At 69.9% G+C, this 19286-nt stretch carries 18 protein-coding genes; 11 read left to right on the forward strand and 7 right to left on the reverse strand.

Going from position 1 to position 19286, the window contains the following annotated elements; genetic code table 11:
- Nucleotides 1-26 precede the first annotated feature (26 nt).
- A complete protein-coding gene (locus tag BWO91_RS10930; protein ID WP_079002578.1) occupies nt 27-3434 on the reverse strand; it encodes a pyruvate carboxylase in 3408 nt (1135 codons plus the stop codon).
- Nucleotides 3435-3507: 73 nt separating this feature from the next.
- Between BWO91_RS10930 and BWO91_RS10935 the strand changes: the two genes are divergently transcribed.
- The gene (locus tag BWO91_RS10935; RefSeq protein WP_079002579.1) at nt 3508-4374 is read left to right on the forward strand and encodes a ParA family protein; all 867 of its coding nucleotides are present in this window, start codon (nt 3508-3510) and stop codon (nt 4372-4374) included.
- Nucleotides 4375-4547: 173 nt separating this feature from the next.
- Here BWO91_RS10935 and BWO91_RS10940 read toward each other — a convergent pair whose 3' ends face one another.
- The 4 genes from BWO91_RS10940 to BWO91_RS10955 all read right to left on the reverse strand — a co-directional run bounded on the left by BWO91_RS10940 (nt 4548) and on the right by BWO91_RS10955 (nt 7215).
- Nucleotides 4548-5096: a MerR family transcriptional regulator gene (locus BWO91_RS10940; protein WP_064297014.1), complete on the reverse strand. Its 549-nt coding sequence runs from the start codon at nt 5094-5096 to the stop codon at nt 4548-4550.
- 202 nt (nt 5097-5298) lie between these two features.
- Nucleotides 5299-6003 (reverse strand): transcriptional regulator FtsR, encoded by a 705-nt coding sequence (ftsR, locus tag BWO91_RS10945; RefSeq protein ID WP_064297015.1) that lies wholly within the window; start codon nt 6001-6003, stop codon nt 5299-5301.
- Nucleotides 6003-6524, reverse strand: coding sequence for an FHA domain-containing protein (locus BWO91_RS10950; protein ID WP_086473205.1), 522 nt, complete (start codon nt 6522-6524; stop codon nt 6003-6005). Before BWO91_RS10950 ends, ftsR begins: the two co-directional genes overlap by 1 nt.
- Entirely contained in the window at nt 6517-7215 is a 699-nt protein-coding gene (locus BWO91_RS10955) for a CDP-alcohol phosphatidyltransferase family protein (RefSeq protein WP_079002581.1), read from the reverse strand. The genes BWO91_RS10950 and BWO91_RS10955 overlap by 8 nt, the downstream gene beginning before the upstream one ends.
- A 38-nt stretch (nt 7216-7253) precedes the next feature.
- Between BWO91_RS10955 and BWO91_RS10960 the strand changes: the two genes are divergently transcribed.
- From BWO91_RS10960 to BWO91_RS10970, 3 genes are all read left to right on the forward strand, one after another.
- The gene (locus BWO91_RS10960) at nt 7254-7625 is read left to right on the forward strand and encodes an RNA-binding S4 domain-containing protein (protein ID WP_079002582.1); all 372 of its coding nucleotides are present in this window, start codon (nt 7254-7256) and stop codon (nt 7623-7625) included.
- 97 nt (nt 7626-7722) lie between these two features.
- The gene (locus BWO91_RS10965) at nt 7723-8178 is read left to right on the forward strand and encodes a VanZ family protein (RefSeq protein ID WP_079002583.1); all 456 of its coding nucleotides are present in this window, start codon (nt 7723-7725) and stop codon (nt 8176-8178) included.
- Nucleotides 8179-8289: 111 nt separating this feature from the next.
- Entirely contained in the window at nt 8290-9036 is a 747-nt protein-coding gene (locus tag BWO91_RS10970) for a GTP pyrophosphokinase (RefSeq protein WP_079002584.1), read from the forward strand.
- Here the strand turns inward: BWO91_RS10970 and BWO91_RS10975 are convergent.
- A complete protein-coding gene (locus BWO91_RS10975; protein ID WP_064297018.1) occupies nt 9033-9497 on the reverse strand; it encodes a GNAT family N-acetyltransferase in 465 nt (154 codons plus the stop codon). The two genes, BWO91_RS10970 and BWO91_RS10975, sit on opposite strands and share 4 nt — an antisense overlap.
- 150 nt (nt 9498-9647) lie before the next feature.
- Here BWO91_RS10975 and BWO91_RS10980 point away from each other — a divergent pair, with 150 nt between their 5' ends.
- The 7 genes from BWO91_RS10980 to BWO91_RS11010 all read left to right on the forward strand — a co-directional run bounded on the left by BWO91_RS10980 (nt 9648) and on the right by BWO91_RS11010 (nt 17075).
- Entirely contained in the window at nt 9648-10412 is a 765-nt protein-coding gene (locus tag BWO91_RS10980) for a DUF1684 domain-containing protein (RefSeq protein ID WP_079002585.1), read from the forward strand.
- A 60-nt stretch (nt 10413-10472) separates the two neighbouring features.
- Nucleotides 10473-11966 (forward strand): ABC transporter substrate-binding protein, encoded by a 1494-nt coding sequence (locus tag BWO91_RS10985; protein WP_240555466.1) that lies wholly within the window; start codon nt 10473-10475, stop codon nt 11964-11966.
- A gap of 62 nt (nt 11967-12028) precedes the next feature.
- On the forward strand, nt 12029-12997 hold the full coding sequence (locus tag BWO91_RS10990; RefSeq protein ID WP_079002586.1) for an ABC transporter permease: 969 nt from the start codon (nt 12029-12031) through the stop codon (nt 12995-12997).
- A complete protein-coding gene (locus tag BWO91_RS10995; RefSeq protein ID WP_079002587.1) occupies nt 12994-13860 on the forward strand; it encodes an ABC transporter permease in 867 nt (288 codons plus the stop codon). Before BWO91_RS10990 ends, BWO91_RS10995 begins: the two co-directional genes overlap by 4 nt.
- Nucleotides 13857-14678, forward strand: a complete 822-nt coding sequence (locus BWO91_RS11000; RefSeq protein ID WP_079002588.1) for an ATP-binding cassette domain-containing protein — start codon at nt 13857-13859, stop codon at nt 14676-14678. The genes BWO91_RS10995 and BWO91_RS11000 overlap by 4 nt, the downstream gene beginning before the upstream one ends.
- The gene (locus BWO91_RS11005; RefSeq protein WP_071260309.1) at nt 14675-15457 is read left to right on the forward strand and encodes an ABC transporter ATP-binding protein; all 783 of its coding nucleotides are present in this window, start codon (nt 14675-14677) and stop codon (nt 15455-15457) included. The genes BWO91_RS11000 and BWO91_RS11005 overlap by 4 nt, the downstream gene beginning before the upstream one ends.
- 115 nt (nt 15458-15572) lie before the next feature.
- Nucleotides 15573-17075 (forward strand): MFS transporter, encoded by a 1503-nt coding sequence (locus tag BWO91_RS11010; protein WP_240555467.1) that lies wholly within the window; start codon nt 15573-15575, stop codon nt 17073-17075.
- Between the two features lie 7 nt (nt 17076-17082).
- Here BWO91_RS11010 and BWO91_RS11015 read toward each other — a convergent pair whose 3' ends face one another.
- Complete coding sequence (locus tag BWO91_RS11015) at nt 17083-19266, reverse strand: RecQ family ATP-dependent DNA helicase (RefSeq protein ID WP_071260311.1); 2184 nt, start codon at nt 19264-19266, stop codon at nt 17083-17085.
- Nucleotides 19267-19286: the final 20 nt, after the last annotated feature.

Consider the following 19286-nt stretch of genomic DNA (forward strand, 5'->3'; position numbering starts at 1 on the left):
AAGGGGCGCGGCCGGTCTCGGGAGGGTCAGGCGCTCGGCTTCACGACGACGAGCAGGTCGCCCGCCTCGACCTGCTGGGTCGCCGGGATGGCGAGGCGCTCGACGACGCCGGCGACGGCGGTCGTGATCGCCGCCTCCATCTTCATGGCCTCGATCGAGGCGACCGGCTGGCCGGCCTCGACGCGGTCGCCGACGGCGACCTTCACGGTCACGACACCGGAGAACGGCGCGGCCACCTGGCCGGGGACGGAGGTGTCGGCCTTCTCGGCCGCGCGGGAGTCGACCTCGATGCTGCGGTCGCGGACGAACACCGGCCGCAGCTGACCGTTGAGGGTCGCCATGACGGTGCGCATGCCCTTCTCGTCGGCCGCACCGATCGCTTCGAGCCCGACGAACAGCCGGACGCCCTTGTCGATCTCGACGACGTGCTCCATGCCCGGCTCGAGGCCGTACAGGTAGTCGGCGGTGTCGACGACGGAGAGGTCGCCGTACAGGTCGCGCTGCTGCTCGAACTGCTTGGTCGGCGCCGGGAACAACAGGCGGTTGAGGGTCGAGCGGCGCTCGGTGGACTCGCCGTCGAGCGAGGCCTGGTCCTCAGCGGAGATCGGCGTGATCCCGATGTCGACCGAACGACCGGCGAGGACCTTCGAGCGGAACGGCTCCGGCCATCCGCCCGGGAGCTCCCCGAGTTCGCCCGCCATGAACCCCACGACGGAGTCCGGGACGTCGTACTTGTCGGGGTTGGCCTCGAAGTCCGCCGGATCCGCCTTGACGGCGGCGAGGTGGAGGGCGAGGTCGCCGACGACCTTGCTCGACGGGGTCACCTTGGGCACCCGACCGAGGATCTTGTTGGAGGCCGCGTACATGTCCTCGATGAGCTCGAAGTGGTCTGCGAGTCCGAGCGCGATCGCCTGCTGGCGGAGGTTCGACAGCTGACCGCCCGGGATCTCGTGCGTGTACACGCGACCGGTCGGGCCCGCGAGTCCTGACTCGAACGGCCGGTACATCGCGCGGACGGCCTCCCAGTAGGGCTCGAGGTCGGCGATCCCCTGCAGGGAGATGCCGGTGTCGCGCTCGGTGTGGGCCAGCGCGGCGACCAGCGAGGAAGCGGACGGCTGACTCGTCGTGCCGGCCATCGGCGCGCTCGCGACGTCGACCGCGTCGGCGCCCGCGTTGCTCGCCGCGAGGAGGGTCGCCAGCTGTCCACCGGGGGTGTCGTGCGTGTGCACGTGGACCGGCAGGTCGAACCGCTCGCGGAACGCCGCGACGAGCTTGGCCGCCGCGGATGGACGGAGGAGCCCCGCCATGTCCTTGATGGCGAGCACGTGGGCACCGGACTCGACGATCTTCTCGGCGAGACGGAGGTAGTAGTCGAGGGTGTACAGGTCCTCGGCCGGGTTCAGCAGGTCGCCGGTGTAGCAGACCGCGACCTCTGCGACGGTCGTCCCCGTCTCCAGGACCGCATCGATGGCCGGGCGCATCTGCGACACGTCGTTGAGGGCGTCGAAGATCCGGAAGATGTCGATACCGGTGTCGGCGGCCTCCCGCACGAAGGCGTTCGTCACCTCCGTGGGATAGGGCGTGTAGCCGACGGTGTTCCGGCCGCGCAGCAGCATCTGGATAGCGATGTTCGGCATCGCCTGACGCAGCGAGGCCAGTCGCTCCCACGGCTCCTCACCGAGGAAGCGGAGGGCCACGTCGTACGTCGCGCCACCCCAGGCCTCGACGGAGAGCAGTTCGGGGGTGAGCCGCGACACGAACGGTGCGACCGCGAGCAGGTCCTTCGTCCGGACGCGCGTGGCCAGGAGCGACTGGTGGGCGTCGCGGAAGGTGGTCTCGGTCACGGCGAGGGCGGTCTGGGCGCGGAGGGCGTCAGCGAAGCCCTTCGGCCCGAGCTCGAGCAGCCGCTGACGCGAGCCGGCCGGGGCGTCGGTCGTGATGTCGATCGCGGGCAGCTTCTCGACCGGGTCCGGTCCGGACGGACGCGACCCGTTGGGCTGGTTGACCGTGACGTCGGCGAGCCAGTTGACGATCTTCGTCCCGCGGTCCTTCGAGACGTGCCCGCGGAGGAGCTGCGGACGCTCGTCGATGAAGGAGGTGCTGAGGTCGCCGGCCACGAACGAGGCGTCTTCGAGGACCGCCTGCAGGAACGGGATGTTCGTGGAGACGCCACGGATGCGGAACTCGGCGAGGGCGCGCTTGGCGCGGGTGACGGCCGCCTCGAAGGTGCGCCCGCGGCAGGTGAGCTTCGCGAGCATCGAGTCGAAGTGGGGGCTGATCTGGGCGCCGGAGGCGACCGTACCGCCGTCGAGTCGGATGCCGCCTCCGCCCGGAGAACGGTAGGTCGTGATCTTCCCGGTGTCGGGACGGAAGCCCGCCGTGGGGTCCTCGGTGGTGATGCGGCACTGGAGCGCGAAGCCGCGGAGGTGCAGGGACTCCTGCGTGAGGCCGAGGTCGCCGAGCGACTCGCCGGCGGCGATGCGCATCTGCGACTGGACGAGGTCGACGTCGGTGACCTCCTCGGTGACGGTGTGCTCGACCTGGATGCGCGGGTTCATCTCGATGAACACGTGCTGGCCGGCCCGCTCCCCCGCGGTGTCGAGGAGGAACTCGACCGTCCCGGCGTTGACGTAGCCGATCGACTTGGCGAACGCGATGGCGTCGCGGTACATCGCCTGACGGGTGTCCTCGTCGAGGTTCGGGGCCGGCGCGATCTCGACGACCTTCTGGTGTCGGCGCTGCACCGAGCAGTCGCGCTCGAAGAGGTGGATGGTCTCGCCGTCGGCGCTCGCCAGGATCTGGACCTCGATGTGCCGGGGGCGGACGACGGCCTGCTCGAGGAACATCGTCGGGTCGCCGAAGGCGCTGTCCGCCTCGCGCATGGCGGCTTCGAGGGCTCCGCGGAGGTCCTCGGCGTTGTCGACGCGGCGCATGCCACGTCCACCACCACCGGCGACCGCCTTCGCGAAGATCGGGAACCCGATGTCGGCGGCACCGGCGAGCAGCTCCTCGATGTCGCGGCTGGCCGGCGTCGACTTCAGGACCGGGACCCCGGCCGCGATGGCGTGCTCCTTGGCGGTCACCTTGTTACCGGCCATCTCCAGGACGGAGGACGGCGGACCGATGAAGGTGATGCCGGCTGCCCGGGCGGCCTCGGCCAGTTCGGGATTCTCTGAGAGGAAGCCGTACCCGGGGTAGATCGCGTCGGCGCCCGACTCCTTCGCGACGCGGATGATCTCCGAGACGTCGAGGTAGGCGCGCACCGGATGACCCTCCGTGCCGATCTGGTAAGCCTCATCGGCCTTCAGCCGATGCATCGAGTTGCGGTCCTCATAGGGGAACACCGCAACCGTCTTCGCCCCCAGCTCGTACGCGGCACGGAACGCCCGGATGGCGATCTCTCCGCGATTGGCGACAAGAATCTTCCTGAACATGGAACCCTTCCCACAACAGCCAACTCAGCAAACGTTGAGATTCCCTAGCCTAGTCACGGTAACGTTGAGCCTTGTGCATGTACTCAGCGTTAGCTCCCTGAAGGGGGGCGTCGGCAAGACCACCGTCACCCTTGGCCTGGCTTCCGCCGCGTTCTCGAAGGACATCCGCACGCTGGTCGTGGATCTCGACCCCCAATCCGACGTCTCGACCGGCATGGCCGTCGACGTCGCAGGGCACCTCACGGTGACGGATGTGCTGACCTCGCCGAAGAAGAAGATCGTCGAGCAGGCGATCGTGGCGAGCGGCTGGACGAAGATCCACCCGGGCAAGATGGACGTCATGATCGGCAGCCCGTCTGCGATCAACTTCGACGGCCCGCACCCCAGCATCCGCGACATCTGGCGCCTGGAAGAGGCGCTCGCGCACGTCGAGGAGGAGTACGACCTCGTCCTGATCGACAGCGCCCCCTCGCTCAACGCGCTCACCCGCACCGCCTGGGCGGCGAGCGACCGCGTCGCCGTCGTCACGGAGCCGGGCCTGTTCTCGGTCTCCGCAGCCGACCGCGCCCTCCGCGCCGTCGAGGAGATCCGTCGCGGGCTGAGCCCCCGGCTGCAGCCGCTCGGCATCATCGTCAACCGGGTGCGTCCGCAGTCGATGGAGCACCAGTTCCGCATCAAGGAACTGCGCGACATGTTCGGTCCCCTCATCCTCAACCCGCAGCTGCTGGAGCGCACGTCCCTCCAGCAGGCTCAGGGTGCCGCCAAGCCCGTCCACGTGTGGCCGGGTGACACGGCGCAGGAGATGGCGAAGAACTTCGACTCACTCCTCGACCGCGTGTTGCGCACGGGCCGCGTCGGCGAGTACGCCGACGGCGCTCCCCCGGAGCCGGCTGCCGTCACCAGCCCCGCCGCCGTCGAAGCGCCCTCCACCGACAGCTGAGGTCGCGGCGAGAACGTTCGGCCGCCTCCCGGCCCAGGCGCTCGCTCGGGTCGCCCTTCGACAGGCTCAGGGACCGGCAGGAGCACCCAGTACCCGGGATGCGTGCTCAGGGAACGTGTGGCGCGCGTCGGTGAGCCGTTCGACAGGCTCAGGACCTGCGCCTTCGGCTCGGGTCAGGCGCTACGAGCGGAGCGACGTGCTGCGAGCTCGTCCATGGGGTCGGCCGACTGTGCGTCGAACTCGATGAGCGTGGACTCCACCTCGCGCAGCACCTTGCCGACGGCGATGCCGAAGACGCCCTGTCCGCGGCTGACGAGGTCGATGACCTCGTCGTTCGAGGTGCAGAGGTACACACTCGCGCCGTCGCTCATGAGCGTGGTCTGGGCGAGGTCGACGATGCCCGCTTCGCGGAGCTGGTCGACCGCCGTGCGGATCTGCTGCAGGGAGATGCCCGTGTCGAGCAGTCGCTTGACGAGCTTGAGGACGAGGATGTCGCGGAAGCCGTAGAGGCGCTGCGTTCCGGATCCGGATGCGCCGCGGACGGTGGGCTCGACCAGACCCGTCCGGGCCCAGTAGTCGAGCTGGCGGTAGCTGATGCCGGCTGCACGGGCGGCGACCGCTCCGCGGTAGCCCTGGCCCTCTTCGAGTTCTGGAAGCCCGTCGGTGAACAGCAGCCCGAGGTCACCGTACCGTGACGCCCCGTCGCGACTGAGTTCACTCATGTCTGCTTCTCCTCGATGTTCGCTGCACGGTCGGTACGGTCTCGACGGGGGCGTCGAGACGGCTTGACCACTCCCACCACGCTACCGATCCGCCCCGGTCAACGCTGCGACATCCGTTCGAAACGGGCGGCGTGTCGTGACGAGTGATCGAACTGTGACCTGGCCGTGATGGATGAGGGCAGTCTACGCCCTGGGAGGTCGATCAGGAGGATTGGTGTCGCTCGAGTGCCGAGCGGACGAGGTTCGACCGCACACCCTCGAGCTGTGCGGCGATCTCCAGCGCCCGGTCGGCGGTGCGTGCCCGGCCGGCGGCGTCGTTCCGCTTGGCGACGGCGCTCAACGCGCTCTCGATGAGCCCGACCTCGCGCTCGATCGAGGCGCGGAACCCACGGAGGTGCCGTGGTTCGATGCCGGAGCGCTGCAACTCCACCAGGATCCTCAGGAGGGACGCGACGTCCTCGCCGTAGTTCTCGGCGGGCAGGATCAGCGACGCGCTCACGGCGTCGTTGAAGAGCATCGGGGTGGCGCCGGCTTCGCGGATCAATTCGTTCCGCGAGAACCGGCGAACGCCGGGATGGATCGACGGCGCGCCGACGGCTTGCCCGCTACCCGGGAACAGGGGCGACCGTCCCGCGTCGACCTCGACGAGGTAGGTGCGGATGACCTTGAGGGGGAAGTAGTGGTCGCGCTGCATCGACAGGATCAGCCGCAGACGTTCGAGATCCTCACTCGAGAACTTCCGGTAGCCCGACTTCGTCCGTGCCGGGGACACCAGCCCCTGCTCCTCGAGGAACCGGAGCTTCGAATTGCTCAGTTCGGGGAACTCCGGAGTGAGGCGTGCGAGCACCTGCCCGATGCTCAGCAGCGGAGCGCCGTCGCTTCGCGCGTTCGCGCTGGCTGCCGCCACTAGCTTCCCAGCTGGGAGGCGAGGTCGATCCGCGACGCGTAGAAGGTGAGGCGGAACTTGCCGATCTGCACCTCGGCGGCGTCACGCAGGATCGCCTTGTCGATGCGGACACCGTCGAAGTACGTGCCGTTCAGCGAGTTGAGGTCGCGGATCTCGAACGCGGTCCCGTGACGGTGGAACTCGGTGTGCCGACGCGACACCGTGACGTCGTCGAGGAAGATGTCGGCCTCGGGGTGACGTCCGACGGTCGTGACGTCGGCGTCGAGGAGGAACCGCGCACCGGCGTTCGGACCACGACGGACGATCAGCAGGGCGGAGCCGGACGGCAGGGCCGCGATCGCCTCGTGCTCCTCAGCGGTGACGTCGGAGTCGATCGCCGCGAGGGCCGCTCCGAGGTCTTCACCGAAGGTGAGTGTCGTGTCGACTTCCCGATCGCCCGAGCCGCTCGTCGGGGCACCGTCGTCGACGGCTCCCGGCGTGTACGCCCCGGTCGCGGGATACTTCTCATCGTGCTCAGCCACCGTCGACCTCCTCTCCGTCAAGCGTATCCGATGTGGCGTCGGTGTCGAGCCGCCCGGTCGAGGGTGACCCGCCGGATCCGGCCCGTTCCCGCTGCTTCGAACGGGCATCCCCCGCGATGCGCACGGTCTGCAGCAGATAGAGGATGCCGGCCCACCAGTAGAGCGTCGCTCCGGCGATCACCGACACCCAACCGAGCGGCGCCGCGATCATCGCGACGGCTGGGAACGCCTGGCCGAGCATGAGGACCGGGAGCCCGATGAAGAGCAGCGCCGTACCCCACTTCCCCACGCGGATGACCGGCAGCACGCCGGCACCGGACCGGTGGAGCGCGACGGCGAGCCCGACGAGCAGCAGGTCGCGGGCGAAGACGACGACGAGCAACCACCACGGGATCAGTCCGCGGGCCGCGAGACCGATCAACGCCGCGAGGATGTAGAGGCGATCGGCGGCCGGATCGAGTTGACGGCCGAGCTTCGTCATCTGGTCGAACCGTCTCGCGATCCACCCGTCGAGCAGGTCGGTGACGCCGGAGAACGCGAGCGTCGCGAGGGCCAACAGGTCCTGCCCCTGCACGAGGAGGATCAGGAAGACCGGGACGAGGAGGATCCGGAAGACGCTGAGCGCGTTCGGGAGGGTGACGACGCGGTCTTCACCGGTCCGTCGAGCCCCGCGCCCCGCCCCGTCAGTCACGGGTCGAGTCTACCGACGGGCTGCTCTACCATCGGAGGATGGACAGCCCGTCGAGCGTACGCGTCGACGCATGGATCTGGGCGGTCCGGCTCACGAAGACCCGCTCGGCCGGCGCGACCGCCTGCCGAGCCGGCCACGTCCGGGTCAACGGCGATCGGGCGAAGCCGGCACAGGCCGTCAGGATCGGCGACGAGGTCCGGCTCCGCGTGGCGGGCTTCGACCGGATCGTGGAGGTCCGGCGCCTCATCGCGAAACGGGTCGGCGCGGACGTCGCGGCGGAGTGTCTCATCGACCGCTCTCCCCCGCTGCCGACGCCGGCGGAACGACAGGTCGTGGCCGTCCGCGACCGGGGCGCCGGTCGACCGACGAAGCGTGAACGACGCGACATCGAGCGGTTGCGAGGGCGCTGACGCGCTGCTGACGATCCGACCGGCCTCATCGGCGACGCATCGCCCCCGTCCAGGGAACACTCAAGCGCCGCCAAGGTGACTCGGGCATGCTGGGCCGATGTTCCGCCGCCATCCCGTGCTCAGCACCCTCACCGTGGTGTACCTCGCGCTCGTGGCGACCATCACCCTCGGCCCTCGGCCCTTCGACGGCAGGACCGAATCCCTCGTGTACCGACTCGTCGACGTCCTCGCTCGGTGGGAGTCGACGGCTTGGATCACCTATGAACGCCTCGAGTTCGGGGCGAACATCGCCATGTTCGTCCCGATCGGCGTCTTCTTCCTGCTCCTGCTCGGACGGCGGCGCTGGTGGCTCGCCATCCTCGTCGCAGCGGCGCTGACGGTCGGCATCGAGGCCGCGCAGCTCGCGATCCCCGGACGCGTGAGCGATCCCCGCGACCTCCTCGCGAACACGTCCGGTGCCGTCGCCGGGGTCGTCCTCGGCCTGATGCTGACCGCCGGGCGCGCCCGCCGGCTCCAGGCCTCGTCACGCCGCCGCGCGGCCCTGCAGCACTGAAGCGCCCGGCACGGTCCTGATTCACAGGAGGCTGAGAGGCGTTCCAAGGCCGCTTCAGTAGAGTGCGAGCGGGCCGTCGGCCCGTCGGAGACAGAGCTGGAGTGCACGCCCATGACCGGACCAACGTCGTCGGACAACCTCGAGGAGCTGAAGCGCCTCAAGGACGAGTTCACGCGGTTCATGATGCTGTACAAATTCGGCATCGACGAGATCACCACGAAGCTGAACATCCTCAAGGAGGAGTTCACGCAGATCCACGACTACAACCCGATCGAGCACATCAGCTCGCGGTTGAAGTCGCCGGAGAGCATCATCGGCAAGATCGAACGCAAGCAGTACGGGCAGGACATCGACGACATCCGCGAACACATCACCGACATCGCGGGCATCCGCGTCACCTGCAGCTTCATCTCCGACACGTACAAGGTGTTCGAACTCCTGACGAGCCAGCAGGACATCACCGTGGTGAAGGTCAAGGACTACATCGCGAACCCGAAGCCGAACGGGTACCAGAGCCTCCACGTGATCGTCGAGGTTCCGGTGTTCATGTCCGACGGCGTCGTGCAGGTGCCCGTCGAGATCCAGTTCCGGACGATCGCCATGGACTTCTGGGCGAGCCTCGAGCACAAGATCTACTACAAGTACGACAAGGCCGTGCCGGACAGCCTGCTCGCCGAGCTCAAGCACGCCGCCGAGGCGGCCTCCAGGCTCGACGCGAAGATGGAGCACCTCCACGGAGAGGTCCTCGCGCTCGACCGCGCGACGACCTCGCGGACCACCGCCGACGGGCACCCGAAGCCTCCATCACTCGCCGACCGGGTCATGACCGATCTGATCGACGGGCTGGACCCGCGTTAGAGCGCCTTGCGCATCTGCACGGCCATCGTCTCGTAGCCGAGCGACTCGTACAGGCCGCGCGCGATCCGGTTGAACCCGAACACGTTCAGCCCCAGCGTCTTCGCGCCCTGCTCCTTGGCCGCCGTCTCGGCGAGCTGCATGGCCTGCCGACCGAGCCCACGGCCACGGAACGACTCGTCGATCTCCACGTCCCAGACCCACCACTCGTCCGGGTGGCTCGTGCTCCGCGGTCCGATCCAGAGCACGCCGACCGCGGCGTCGTCGAGGACCACCTCGAAGACGAGGTGTCCGACCTGGAGCCGGCCGGCCGGGAACGTCTCGGCGAGGGACTGCGCCGCCTTCGCCGTCGCCTCCGCCTCGGTCTCCCCCGCTTCGATGCGTTCGAGGCGGTACTGCGCGTTCGCGGCGAGCATCCACCCCCGCAGTCGATCGGCGGGCATGCGGACGAGCGTGGCGTTCATGAGGACATCCTCCCAGAACGGCGCGACCCCGTCGCTCGCCGTCCTACGAAGGGTCGTCGCCGGGCTCGGGAATAGTTCCCGCCCGAAACGAGCTGGACTCCGAAGGACACACGATTGGGACCCGCCCGCCGTCATCCGGAGAATCGAGACATGCCGATCCACACCGCCCCGCAGCCGAACGCGATCGCCGAGCACGACGCCTGGCGCGACGACCGCCGAGCCGCCGTGACCTCGCCGCTCGGCAACCTCGCCCTCGTCGAGACACGGTGGCTCCCGGAGGAGACGCCGGCCACCGTCGACGAGGCCGCAGCCGCCATCGCCGCCGAGCAGCCGAGCGGCGTCACGGTGACGACGCTCCGCCGCACCCACCTCGACACGGGCCAGGACGAGGTCGGTGTCCGCCGCTGGGACGCGAACGCACCCGCCATCCGCGCGTTCGAGGGCATCGAGGTCTTCCCGTACGACCCCGCCTGGGTCCAGACGGCGCGGTTCACGCCGGTCGACGGCTCGCGGACCGTGCCCTTCGAGCACATCCGCGACAACGGCGGATCACGGGAGCTCGTCGTCCCCGGCGACATCGTGTTCACGCGAGACGGGGTCGAGTACACGATGAGCGCCTTCGACGACGGCGGCACGCTGCTCCTCGTGTTCGGCGACGCGACGAACGGTCGCGACGACGAATCGGGCACCTACGGCGCCGGCCGGTTCCTGTTCGTGCAGCGGACCGACGACGGCGGCTTCGGCACGGCGGGCGAGGTCGTCCTCGACTTCAACCGCGCGTTCGTGCCGCCCTGCGGCTTCTCCGTGCAGTACAACTGTCCGATGCCGCCGCCGCAGAACCGGTTCGCCGGAGCGGTCCTCGCCGGGGAACGGATCGCCCGGTTCCGCGAGGGCTTCGACCTCTACGCCGTCTGACCCGTCCACACCGCCACAGCCCGCACCCAGCACCAGCACCCCCACACCACAGGAGTATCCGTGAAGAGAACCATCGGGCTCGTCGCCCTGTCCGTCGCCGCCGCCGTCGCCCTCGCCGGCTGCGCCGGTGGTGGTGGCAGCTCGGCGACGGGCGACGACGCGACCATCACCGTCGGCTCGCTCTACGAGCCGCAGAACCTCAGCAACACCGGCGGCGGCGGCCAGGGCGTCACGGAGGCCTTCACCGGCAACGTGTACGAGGGCCTCTACCGCCTCACGGACGACGGCGAGGTCGAGCCCGTGCTCGCCGCCGACAGCACCGTGAGCGACGACGGCCTGACGTACACCTTCACCCTCAAGGACGGTGTCACCTTCCACTCCGGCGACCCACTCACCTCGGCAGATGTGAAGTCGAGCATCGAGGCCGTGACCGCCGAGGACTCGCAGTCGGCGCGGAAGAGCAGCTTCGCGGTGATCTCGGACATCGCGACCCCCGACGACAAGACCGTCGTCATCACCCTCTCCGAGCGCTCCATCTCCTTCATCTACAACCTGAGCTACGTCTGGATCGTCAACGACGCGGCGAAGGACCTCAAGACCACCGAGGACGGCACAGGTCCGTACACGCTCGGCGACTGGAAGCGCGGCAGCACTCTGAGCCTCGAGCGCTGGGACGACTACTGGGGTGAGCCCGCCAAGAACGCGGAGGTGGTCTTCACCTACTTCACCGACGCGACCGCGCTCAGCAATGCGCTCGTCACGAAGCAGATCGACATCATCACGAGCGTGCAGAGCCCCGACCAGCTGAGCCAGTTCACCGACAACGCGGACTACGTCGTCTCCGACGGCGACTCCACGACGAAGGAGCTGCTCGCCTTCAACGACCGGGTCGCCCCGTTCGACCAGGCGCTCGTCCGGAAGGCCGTGTACTCCGCGATCGACACCAAGAAGCTGCTCTCGTCCATCTGGGGTGACTACGGCACACTCATCGGGTCGATGGTCCCGCCGACGGACCCCTGGTACGAAGACCTCACGCAGGTGAACCCCTACGACCCCGAGCTCGCCAAGCAGCAGCTCGCCGAAGCGGGCTTCGCCGACGGCTTCACGTTCACGCTCGACACCCCGAGCTACGACCCGCACCCGGCCGTCGCCGAGTTCCTCCAGAGTGAACTCGCGAAGGTCGGCATCACGGTCGAGATCAACACGATCAGTGCGGACGAGTGGTACTCGAAGGTGTTCAAGGAACGCGACTTCCAGGCGACGCTCCAGGAGCACGTGAACGACCGTGACGTCGTCTGGTACGGCAACCCGGACTTCTACTGGGGCTACGACAACCCCGAGGTGACCCAGTGGGTGTCGGAGGCAGAACAGGCGACGACCACCGAGGAGCAGACCGCGAAGCTGAAGCTCGTCAACGAGCAGATCGCCGAGGACGCGGCGAGCGTGTGGCTGTACCTCTACCCGCAGATCGTCGTCGCGGCGAGTGATGTCTCGGGATACGGCGTCAACGGCCTGAACTCGCAGTTCTTCGTGGCGGACATCGTCCGCAAGTAGTCGTCGCCCGGGCCGACCGGCACTGCCCGGTCGGCCCGGGCCTCGCTACGCTGAGGTCCACCATGCTCGCTTACCTGCTGCGCCGATCCGCGTTCCTCGTGGTGTCGTTCCTCGTCGCCATGACCGTGCTGTTCGTGCTGCTCCGCCTGCTGCCGGGCGACCCGTCGAACGCCCTCCTCTCGGTGAACGCCACGCAGGAGCAGATCGACGCTGCACGCGAGCAGGTGGGAGCCGACCGGCCGCTCGGCGAGCAGTTCGCGGCCTGGTTCGGCGGCGTCCTGACCCTCGACCTCGGTTCCTCGTTCGTGAGTTCGCTCCCGGTCGGGCCCGAGATCGCGTTGCGCCTCCAGGTCACCGTGCCGCTCACGCTCCTCGCGTTCCTCCTCGCCGTGGTGCTCGCCCTCGTGGCCGGTGTCGTGTCCGCCCTCCGGGCCGACCGCTGGTACGGCATCGCGTTGTCCGGCCTCTCGCAGCTCGGGATAGCCGTGCCGGTGTTCTGGGTCGGCATCCTGCTCGTCAGCGTGTTCGCGGTGACGCTCCGGCTGTTCCCGTCCGGCGGCTTCCCGCGCGACGACTGGGCCGACCCCGCCGCGGCGCTCACGAGCCTCGCCCTTCCGGTCATCACCATCGCCATCGTCATGAGTGCGTCGATCACCCGGTACGTCCGTTCCGCCACGCTCGACGTGGTCGGCAGCGACTACCTTCGGTCCTCGCGGGCGCAGGGAGCCGGCTTCGGCGAGGCCCTGCTCCGACACGGCGCCCGGAACGCCGCGGTGCCCGTCGTCGCGATCCTCGGCATCGAGCTCGCCACCACTTTCCTCGGCGCCGTCGTGGTCGAGAGCGTGTTCAGCCTGCCGGGCCTCGGGTCGATGCTCCTGACGGCGATCCAGCAGCACGACTACCCGAACATCCAGGGCATCCTCCTCGTCTCGACCCTCGTCGTCCTCCTGACGGGCTTCGTCGCCGACATCGCGCAGCGGCTCATCGATCCGCGTCTGCGCACCTCGATCTCGGGGAACGGGCTCCGATGAGCGCCGTCGACGCCCAGACCGCGCTCACCGACCGCCGCCCGGTGCGGCGACGCGCCAGGTCCGCGACGCTGACCGTCGGACTGGTCCTCGTCGGCGTCATCGCCGTCCTGGCGGCCGTCTCGCTCGTGTGGTTGCCCTTCGCCCCCACGGACACCGCCGGCGGTCGTCTCGAAGGTCCGACCGGCACCCACTGGCTCGGTACCGACAAGCTCGGTCGCGACCTCATGACCCAGCTCATGATCGGCGCGCGCATCGCGCTCGTGACCGGCGCCGGGGCCGTCGCGGTCGGGGCGGTCATCGGGATCGCCGTGGGACTCGCCGCGGCCTTCGCATCGGCCTGGCTGGACGACACGATCTCCGCCGCGCTCGACGTCGTGATCGCCTTCCCGGTGCTCCTGCTCGCCATGCTCATCGTGGCCGCGCAGGGCGCGTCACTCGGCACCGCGATCATCGCGATCGGACTCGCCATGTCGGCCATCGTGGCCCGCCTGACCCGGATCCTCACGAAGCGGGTCCTCAGCGAGCAGTACGTCGTCGCGGCCAGGACCGCCGGGACGAGCTGGGCCGGTGTCATCGGCCAGCACGTGCTCCCGAACATCTGGCCCACCCTGAGCGTCAACCTCGCACTGCAGTTCGGCATCGCCGTCCTCGCCGAAGCGAGCCTGTCGTACCTCGGCCTCGGTGCGCCACCGCCGAACGCCTCCTGGGGACGCCTGCTGCAGGAGGCCCAGGCCACCGTCACGACGGCACCGATCGGCGCGATCGCTCCGGGCGTCGCCGTGGTGATGCTCGTGGTGGGCGTGAACTTCATCGCGGACGGCCTGCGGGACCTCGGCGATCCGACGAGGAGGCGCGGCGCATGAGCGGTCTCCTCGACATCTCCGGCCTGACCATCACCCGAGGCATCCGGCGCGGAGCTCCCGACGGCACGGACCGGCCGCTCCTCGACGGGCTGGACCTGACCATCGCCGCCGGGGGTCGCCTCGGCCTCATCGGCGGTTCCGGGTCCGGGAAGTCCTTGACCTCCCTCGCAGTGATCGGGCTGCTCGGCGAGCAGCTGAGCGCGAGCGGCAGCGTCGAACTGGCCGGCACCCAGGTGATCGGCGCCCCGGACCGCGCGCTGCGGCCGCTCCGCGGCCGGGTGGCGGGACTCGTCTTCCAGGAGCCGCTGACCGCACTCGACCCGCTCATGCGGGTCGGCGCCCAACTCGCCGAGCCCCTGCGTCGCCATCTGGGGCTCCGGGGCGAACGGCTCGAGGAGGCCGTCGAAGCGGCCCTCGTCGAGGTGTCCCTCACCGACACCGCCCGCATCGCCGCCTCCTACCCCCATGAGCTGTCCGGCGGGCAGCGGCAGCGGGTCGCGATCGCCATCGCGCTCGCCGGTCGCCCGCAGCTCCTGATCGCGGACGAGCCGACGACGGCGCTCGACGTGACCGTCCAGGCGGAGGTGCTCGCGCTCATCGACCGGCTCGTCCGGGAACGCGGCATGGCGCTCCTGTTCATCAGTCACGACCTCGCCGTCGTGTCGGCCATGGTCGACGAGGTCGTCGTGCTGAGCGATGGTCGGGCCGTGGAACGCGGCGCGGTGGCGCAGGTGCTGACGGCGCCGCAGCACGAGGACACCCGTCGTCTGGTCGCCAGCGCCCGCGCGCTCGACGACGCGCTGGAGGACCCGCGATGACCGATGCACCGATCACGGCGACGCCGATCCTCGAGCTTGACGCGGTCGGCTTCCGGTACCGCGGTGGTCAGGAGGCCCTGGACGACGTCTCGCTGGCCGTCGGCGCAGGCGAGGCCGTCGGGATCGTCGGGCAGTCCGGCGCCGGCAAGAGCACCCTCCTCCGACTGCTGCTCGGCCTCGACCGGCCGACCTCGGGCTCGGTCCGGTTCGACGGTGGCGCGCTGGACCCCCGCGACCGGACGCGGGTCCGTCGATTCCGCACATCGGTGCAGGCCGTCTTCCAGGATCCGTACTCCTCGCTCGACCCGCGGCAACGTATCGGGCGCATCGTGGCCGAACCGTTGCGCTCCCTCCGGCTGGCGACCACCGAGCAGGCGGCCGTCCGCGCGTCCGCGGCGCTCGAGGCGGTGGGACTGCCCGCCGACGCGGCGTCGCGGTTCCCGCACGAGTTCTCGGGCGGCCAGCGGCAGCGGATCGCCATCGCCCGCGCGATCGTCCCGAACCCCCGGCTCCTCCTCGCCGACGAGCCCGTCAGCGCCCTCGACATGAGCACCCGGATCCAGATCATCGAGCTCCTCGCCGAGCTGCGGGCTTCGAACGGCCTGGCCCTCGTCATGGTCTCGCACGACCTCGGCACGGTGGCAGCGCTGTGTGAACGCACGGTGGTCCTCCGACACGGGCAGGTCGTCGAGGCCGGCGCCACCGCTCAGATCCTCCATGATCCCGCCGAGGCCTACACGAAGCAGCTCATCGCGGCGATCCCCCGCCTCCCGCGCTGAACCGACGACGAGGCCGGACGACATCGGCCCGGCCGAGCCGGGAATACCGCGCCGGCGGACGGTGTTCGACTCCGAGTGGCCTCGGCCGCATCGACTCTCCACAGGAACAGGACCCGTGACGCAGGATTCAGCGCAGCCCGACGACCACGACGAGGACCAGCCTGAGGCCGAGCGTCCCTGGCTCAGCGACGAGGAGCGGGAGGCACTCCGCAAGCCGCTTCCGGAGCGCGCGGTCGTCACGAGCCTCGCCTTCACCGGTCTCGTCGCGGCGTTCATGATGACACTCGTCACCCCGCTCGTGCCGTCGCTCCCCACGATCCTCGGCGTGCACGCCTCCGACAGCATGTGGGTCGTGACGGCGACGCTCCTGTCGGCCGCGGTCGCGACCCCGATCGCCGGTCGGCTCGGCGACCTCTATGGCAAACGACGGATGGTGCTCGTCCTGCTCGGGATCATGATGGCCGGTTCGGTGCTCGCCGCCTTCTCATCCACGATCGTCCCGCTCATCGTCGCCCGGGCCCTCCAGGGGATGGCGATGGGCGTGATCCCGCTCGGCATCAGCATCCTGCGCGACGTGCTCCACGCGAAGCGGCTCGGCCCCGCGGTCGCGCTCGTGAGTGCCACGCTCGGTATCGGTGGTGCCGTCGGTCTGCCGATCTCCGCGGTGATCTCGCAGTACCTCGACTGGCACGTGCTGTTCTGGGTCGCCGGCGCCCTCGGGCTCATCGGCTTCGTCCTCGTCGCACGCTTCGTCCCGGTGAGCACCCTTCGGAGTGAAGGTGGTTTCGACTGGATCGGCGCGATCGGTCTCGCCGCCGGCCTCGTCCCCATCCTCCTCGCCGTCTCGAAGGGCAACGAGTGGGGTTGGACGAGCGTCGGGACGCTCGGCTGCTTGATCGGCGGCGTCGTCGTGCTCCTGCTCTGGGGGTGGTTCGAGGTACGCTCCGCCAGCCCACTCGTCGACCTGCGCATCGCCGCCAGGCGGACGGTGCTCTTCACGAACCTCGCGTCCATCACGGTCGGCTTCGCCTTCTTCGGCAGCACGGTCGTCCTCCCAGGCATCCTCGAGGCGCCGGTCGGCACCGGGGTCGGTCTCGGGCAGAACATGCTCATCGCGAGCCTCTGCCTCATGCCGAGCGGTCTCATCATGTGGGCGATGTCGCCGGTCGCCGCGCGGTTGACCGCAGCCAAGGGCGCCCGATTGAGCCTGCTGATCGGCATCGCGATCATCGCGGTCGGGTACGCGATCGCGATCGGACTCATGACCGAGGTCTGGCACACCGTGCTCACGGCCACCGCGGTCGGCTTCGGAGTGGGGTTCGCCTACGCCGCCATGCCGACGCTCATCATGGGTGCCGTCCCGCCCAGCGAGACGGCGGCGTCCAACGGACTCAACTCCGTCATGCGGACGCTCGGTTCCACGATCGCGAGTGCGGTGATCGGCGCCATCCTGGCCTCCCAGGTCGTGACCGACGGAGCTGTCACGACACCCAGTGCGGACGCCTTCCGCCTGAGCTTCGCGATCTGCGCTGCAGCAGCAGTCGTCGGACTCGTCTGCACGATCCTGCTGCCGCGGCACCTGGCCAAGGACACCCGATCCAGTCTCCACGAGGGCTGACGGGCGATCAGCCCACGATCCCGAGCGCGAACGGGAGGACCGGGCCGGCCCCTGCGCGGCGGAGCGCGCGACCGGCGACGGTGAGCGTCCACCGACTGTCGGCGCGGTCGTCGACGAGCAGGACCGGCGCACCCTCGAGCGCTGCGAGCTGCGCCCGGAGTTCGGATCCGACGGTGAAGGCGTCCCAGACCCCGGCCAGCCGGTAGGCGCTGTTGCCGCCGGGACCACCGCGCGGGCCGTCGCCGACGAGGTCGAGCTCCCCGAGGTAGGGCAGTCGCCCGAGCGACGCGATGCCCCTCGCCACGGAGTCGACCAGCTGCGGACGCGACCGTGACGGCACACTGACCACGGCGGCCGGTCGTTGCGTCCACGGCCAATCCGCCAGGACGCGGACGCTCGCGTCGATGACCGCGCGGGAGGCGGGAGCATCGGGCGCGCCCGCGGCGAAGAGCTCGCGGAGGACACCGCCCCAGCCGAGGTCGGTGAGCCGAGCGAGGGCGCGCCCGGCCTCGAGGCGGTCCTCGAGCGCGATGCGTCCCTTCACCGCTGCGCCGTCCGCGGTGACGCCGAGGCGGTCGGCTCCCGTCGGCCATTGCGCCCGCGGTTCGAGCTCGACGCCCACCCGCCCGAGCGCCTCCGACGCCGAAGCGGCCGCCGCACTGTCGAGTTCGGTGGGGAACCACGGCCCGGCGCACCGGTCGCATCGGCCACAGGGCACCGCGCTCGCGTCGTCGAGCTCACGTTGCAGCACGAGCATCCGGCACTCGTCGCCCCGCTCGTAGGCCAGCATCGCCTGCTGCTCCGCCACCCTGGCCTCGGCGATCCGCCGGTACCGCTCCCGGTCGTAGACCCACGGCTGCCCGGTCGACACCCACCCCCCGGCCACCCGCTGGACCGCGCCGTCCACGTCGAGCACCTTGAGGAGGAGTTCGAGGGGTGTGCGACGCAGGTTCACGAGTGCCTCGAGCGCGGGCGTGGACCGCGGCTGGCTGTCGAGTGCGTCGAGGACCGCGGTGGCCCGCGCTTCGTCCGGCATCGACGCGGTCGCGAAGTACTGCCAGATCTCCTCGTCCTCCGCTCCGGGCAGGAGCAGGACGTCTGCGTGCTCGGTGGCACGGCCCGCACGACCGACCTGCTGGTAGTACGCGACCGGCGAGGACGGAGCGCCGAGGTGCACGACGAACCCGAGGTCCGGTTTGTCGAACCCCATGCCGAGCGCGCTCGTCGCGACCAGCGCCTTCAGGCGGTTCTCCTTGAGGAGCCGTTCGGACTCCTCGCGTTCGTCGGGATCGGTCCGGCCGGTGTACGCCCGGACCTCGTGACCGGCCTCGCGCAGCAGCCGCGCGGTGTCCTCCGCGGCGGACACCGTGAGCGTGTAGATGATGCCGGACCCGGTGAGCCCGCCGAGGTGGCTGAGCAGCCAGGTGAGGCGGTCCCGTGACTCCGGCAGCCGGAGCACGCCGAGCCGGAGGGACGCCCTCGCGAGCGAGCCACGGATGGTGAGCACCTCGGCTCCGCGGGAGGCTGCGGCACCGGGTGCGGTGAGCTGCTCGGCGATGTCGCGGACGACGCGTGCGTTGGCCGTCGCGGTGGTCGCCAAGACCGGGACCTCGGTAGGAAGACGCCCGATCAGTTCCGCGAGCCGCCGGTAGTCGGGTCGGAAATCGTGACCCCAGTCGGAGATGCAGTGCGCCTCGTCCACCACCAGCATGCCCGTGCGGGCCACGAGGGTCGGGAGCTGCTCATCGCGGAAGCGCGGATTGTTGAGCCGCTCGGGTGAAACGAGCAGGACGTCGACCTCGTCGGCCTCCAGCCGCGCCCGGACGTCGTCCCATTCGTGCGCGTTCGCCGAGTTGATCGCCACCGCGCGCACACCGGCGCGCTCGGCGGCCGCCACCTGGTCGCGCATGAGCGCGAGCAACGGCGAGACCAACAGGGTCGGCCCGGCGCCCCGTCGGCGCAGGAGGGCGGTCGCGATGAAGTAGACGGCGGACTTGCCCCAACCGGTGCGCTGGACGACGAGCGCACGACGATGTTCGTCGACGAGCGCGAGGATCGCCTCGAGCTGACCGTCGTGGAACGTGGCCCCCGGAACGCCCGTGAGTGCGGCGAGCGCCGATGTGGCCTCGGCGACCGATCCGGTGGGGGCTGGTTCGGGGTGGGCGGGGGTGGGCGTGCTGGGGTGGGACATGCGGCAAGTCTGTCAGGAGC

It is taken from the genome of Plantibacter flavus (assembly GCF_002024505.1).
Taxonomy (GTDB): domain Bacteria; phylum Actinomycetota; class Actinomycetes; order Actinomycetales; family Microbacteriaceae; genus Plantibacter; species Plantibacter flavus_A.

What these genes read in the sequence shown, in the direction of transcription:
- BWO91_RS10960 (WP_079002582.1), top strand. Translation starts at nt 7,254, where the DNA reads ATGGACAGCCCGTCGAGCGTACGCGTCGACGCATGGATCTGGGCGGTC.
- BWO91_RS11015 (WP_071260311.1), bottom strand. Translation starts at nt 19,266, where the DNA reads ATGTCCCACCCCAGCACGCCCACCCCCGCCCACCCCGAACCAGCCCCC.
- BWO91_RS10980 (WP_079002585.1), top strand. Translation starts at nt 9,648, where the DNA reads ATGCCGATCCACACCGCCCCGCAGCCGAACGCGATCGCCGAGCACGAC.
- BWO91_RS10995 (WP_079002587.1), top strand. Translation starts at nt 12,994, where the DNA reads ATGAGCGCCGTCGACGCCCAGACCGCGCTCACCGACCGCCGCCCGGTG.
- BWO91_RS10975 (WP_064297018.1), bottom strand. Translation starts at nt 9,497, where the DNA reads ATGAACGCCACGCTCGTCCGCATGCCCGCCGATCGACTGCGGGGGTGG.
- BWO91_RS10990 (WP_079002586.1), top strand. Translation starts at nt 12,029, where the DNA reads ATGCTCGCTTACCTGCTGCGCCGATCCGCGTTCCTCGTGGTGTCGTTC.
- BWO91_RS10930 (WP_079002578.1), bottom strand. Translation starts at nt 3,434, where the DNA reads ATGTTCAGGAAGATTCTTGTCGCCAATCGCGGAGAGATCGCCATCCGG.
- BWO91_RS10940 (WP_064297014.1), bottom strand. Translation starts at nt 5,096, where the DNA reads ATGAGTGAACTCAGTCGCGACGGGGCGTCACGGTACGGTGACCTCGGG.
- BWO91_RS10965 (WP_079002583.1), top strand. Translation starts at nt 7,723, where the DNA reads ATGTTCCGCCGCCATCCCGTGCTCAGCACCCTCACCGTGGTGTACCTC.
- BWO91_RS11005 (WP_071260309.1), top strand. Translation starts at nt 14,675, where the DNA reads ATGACCGATGCACCGATCACGGCGACGCCGATCCTCGAGCTTGACGCG.
- BWO91_RS10970 (WP_079002584.1), top strand. Translation starts at nt 8,290, where the DNA reads ATGACCGGACCAACGTCGTCGGACAACCTCGAGGAGCTGAAGCGCCTC.
- BWO91_RS11000 (WP_079002588.1), top strand. Translation starts at nt 13,857, where the DNA reads ATGAGCGGTCTCCTCGACATCTCCGGCCTGACCATCACCCGAGGCATC.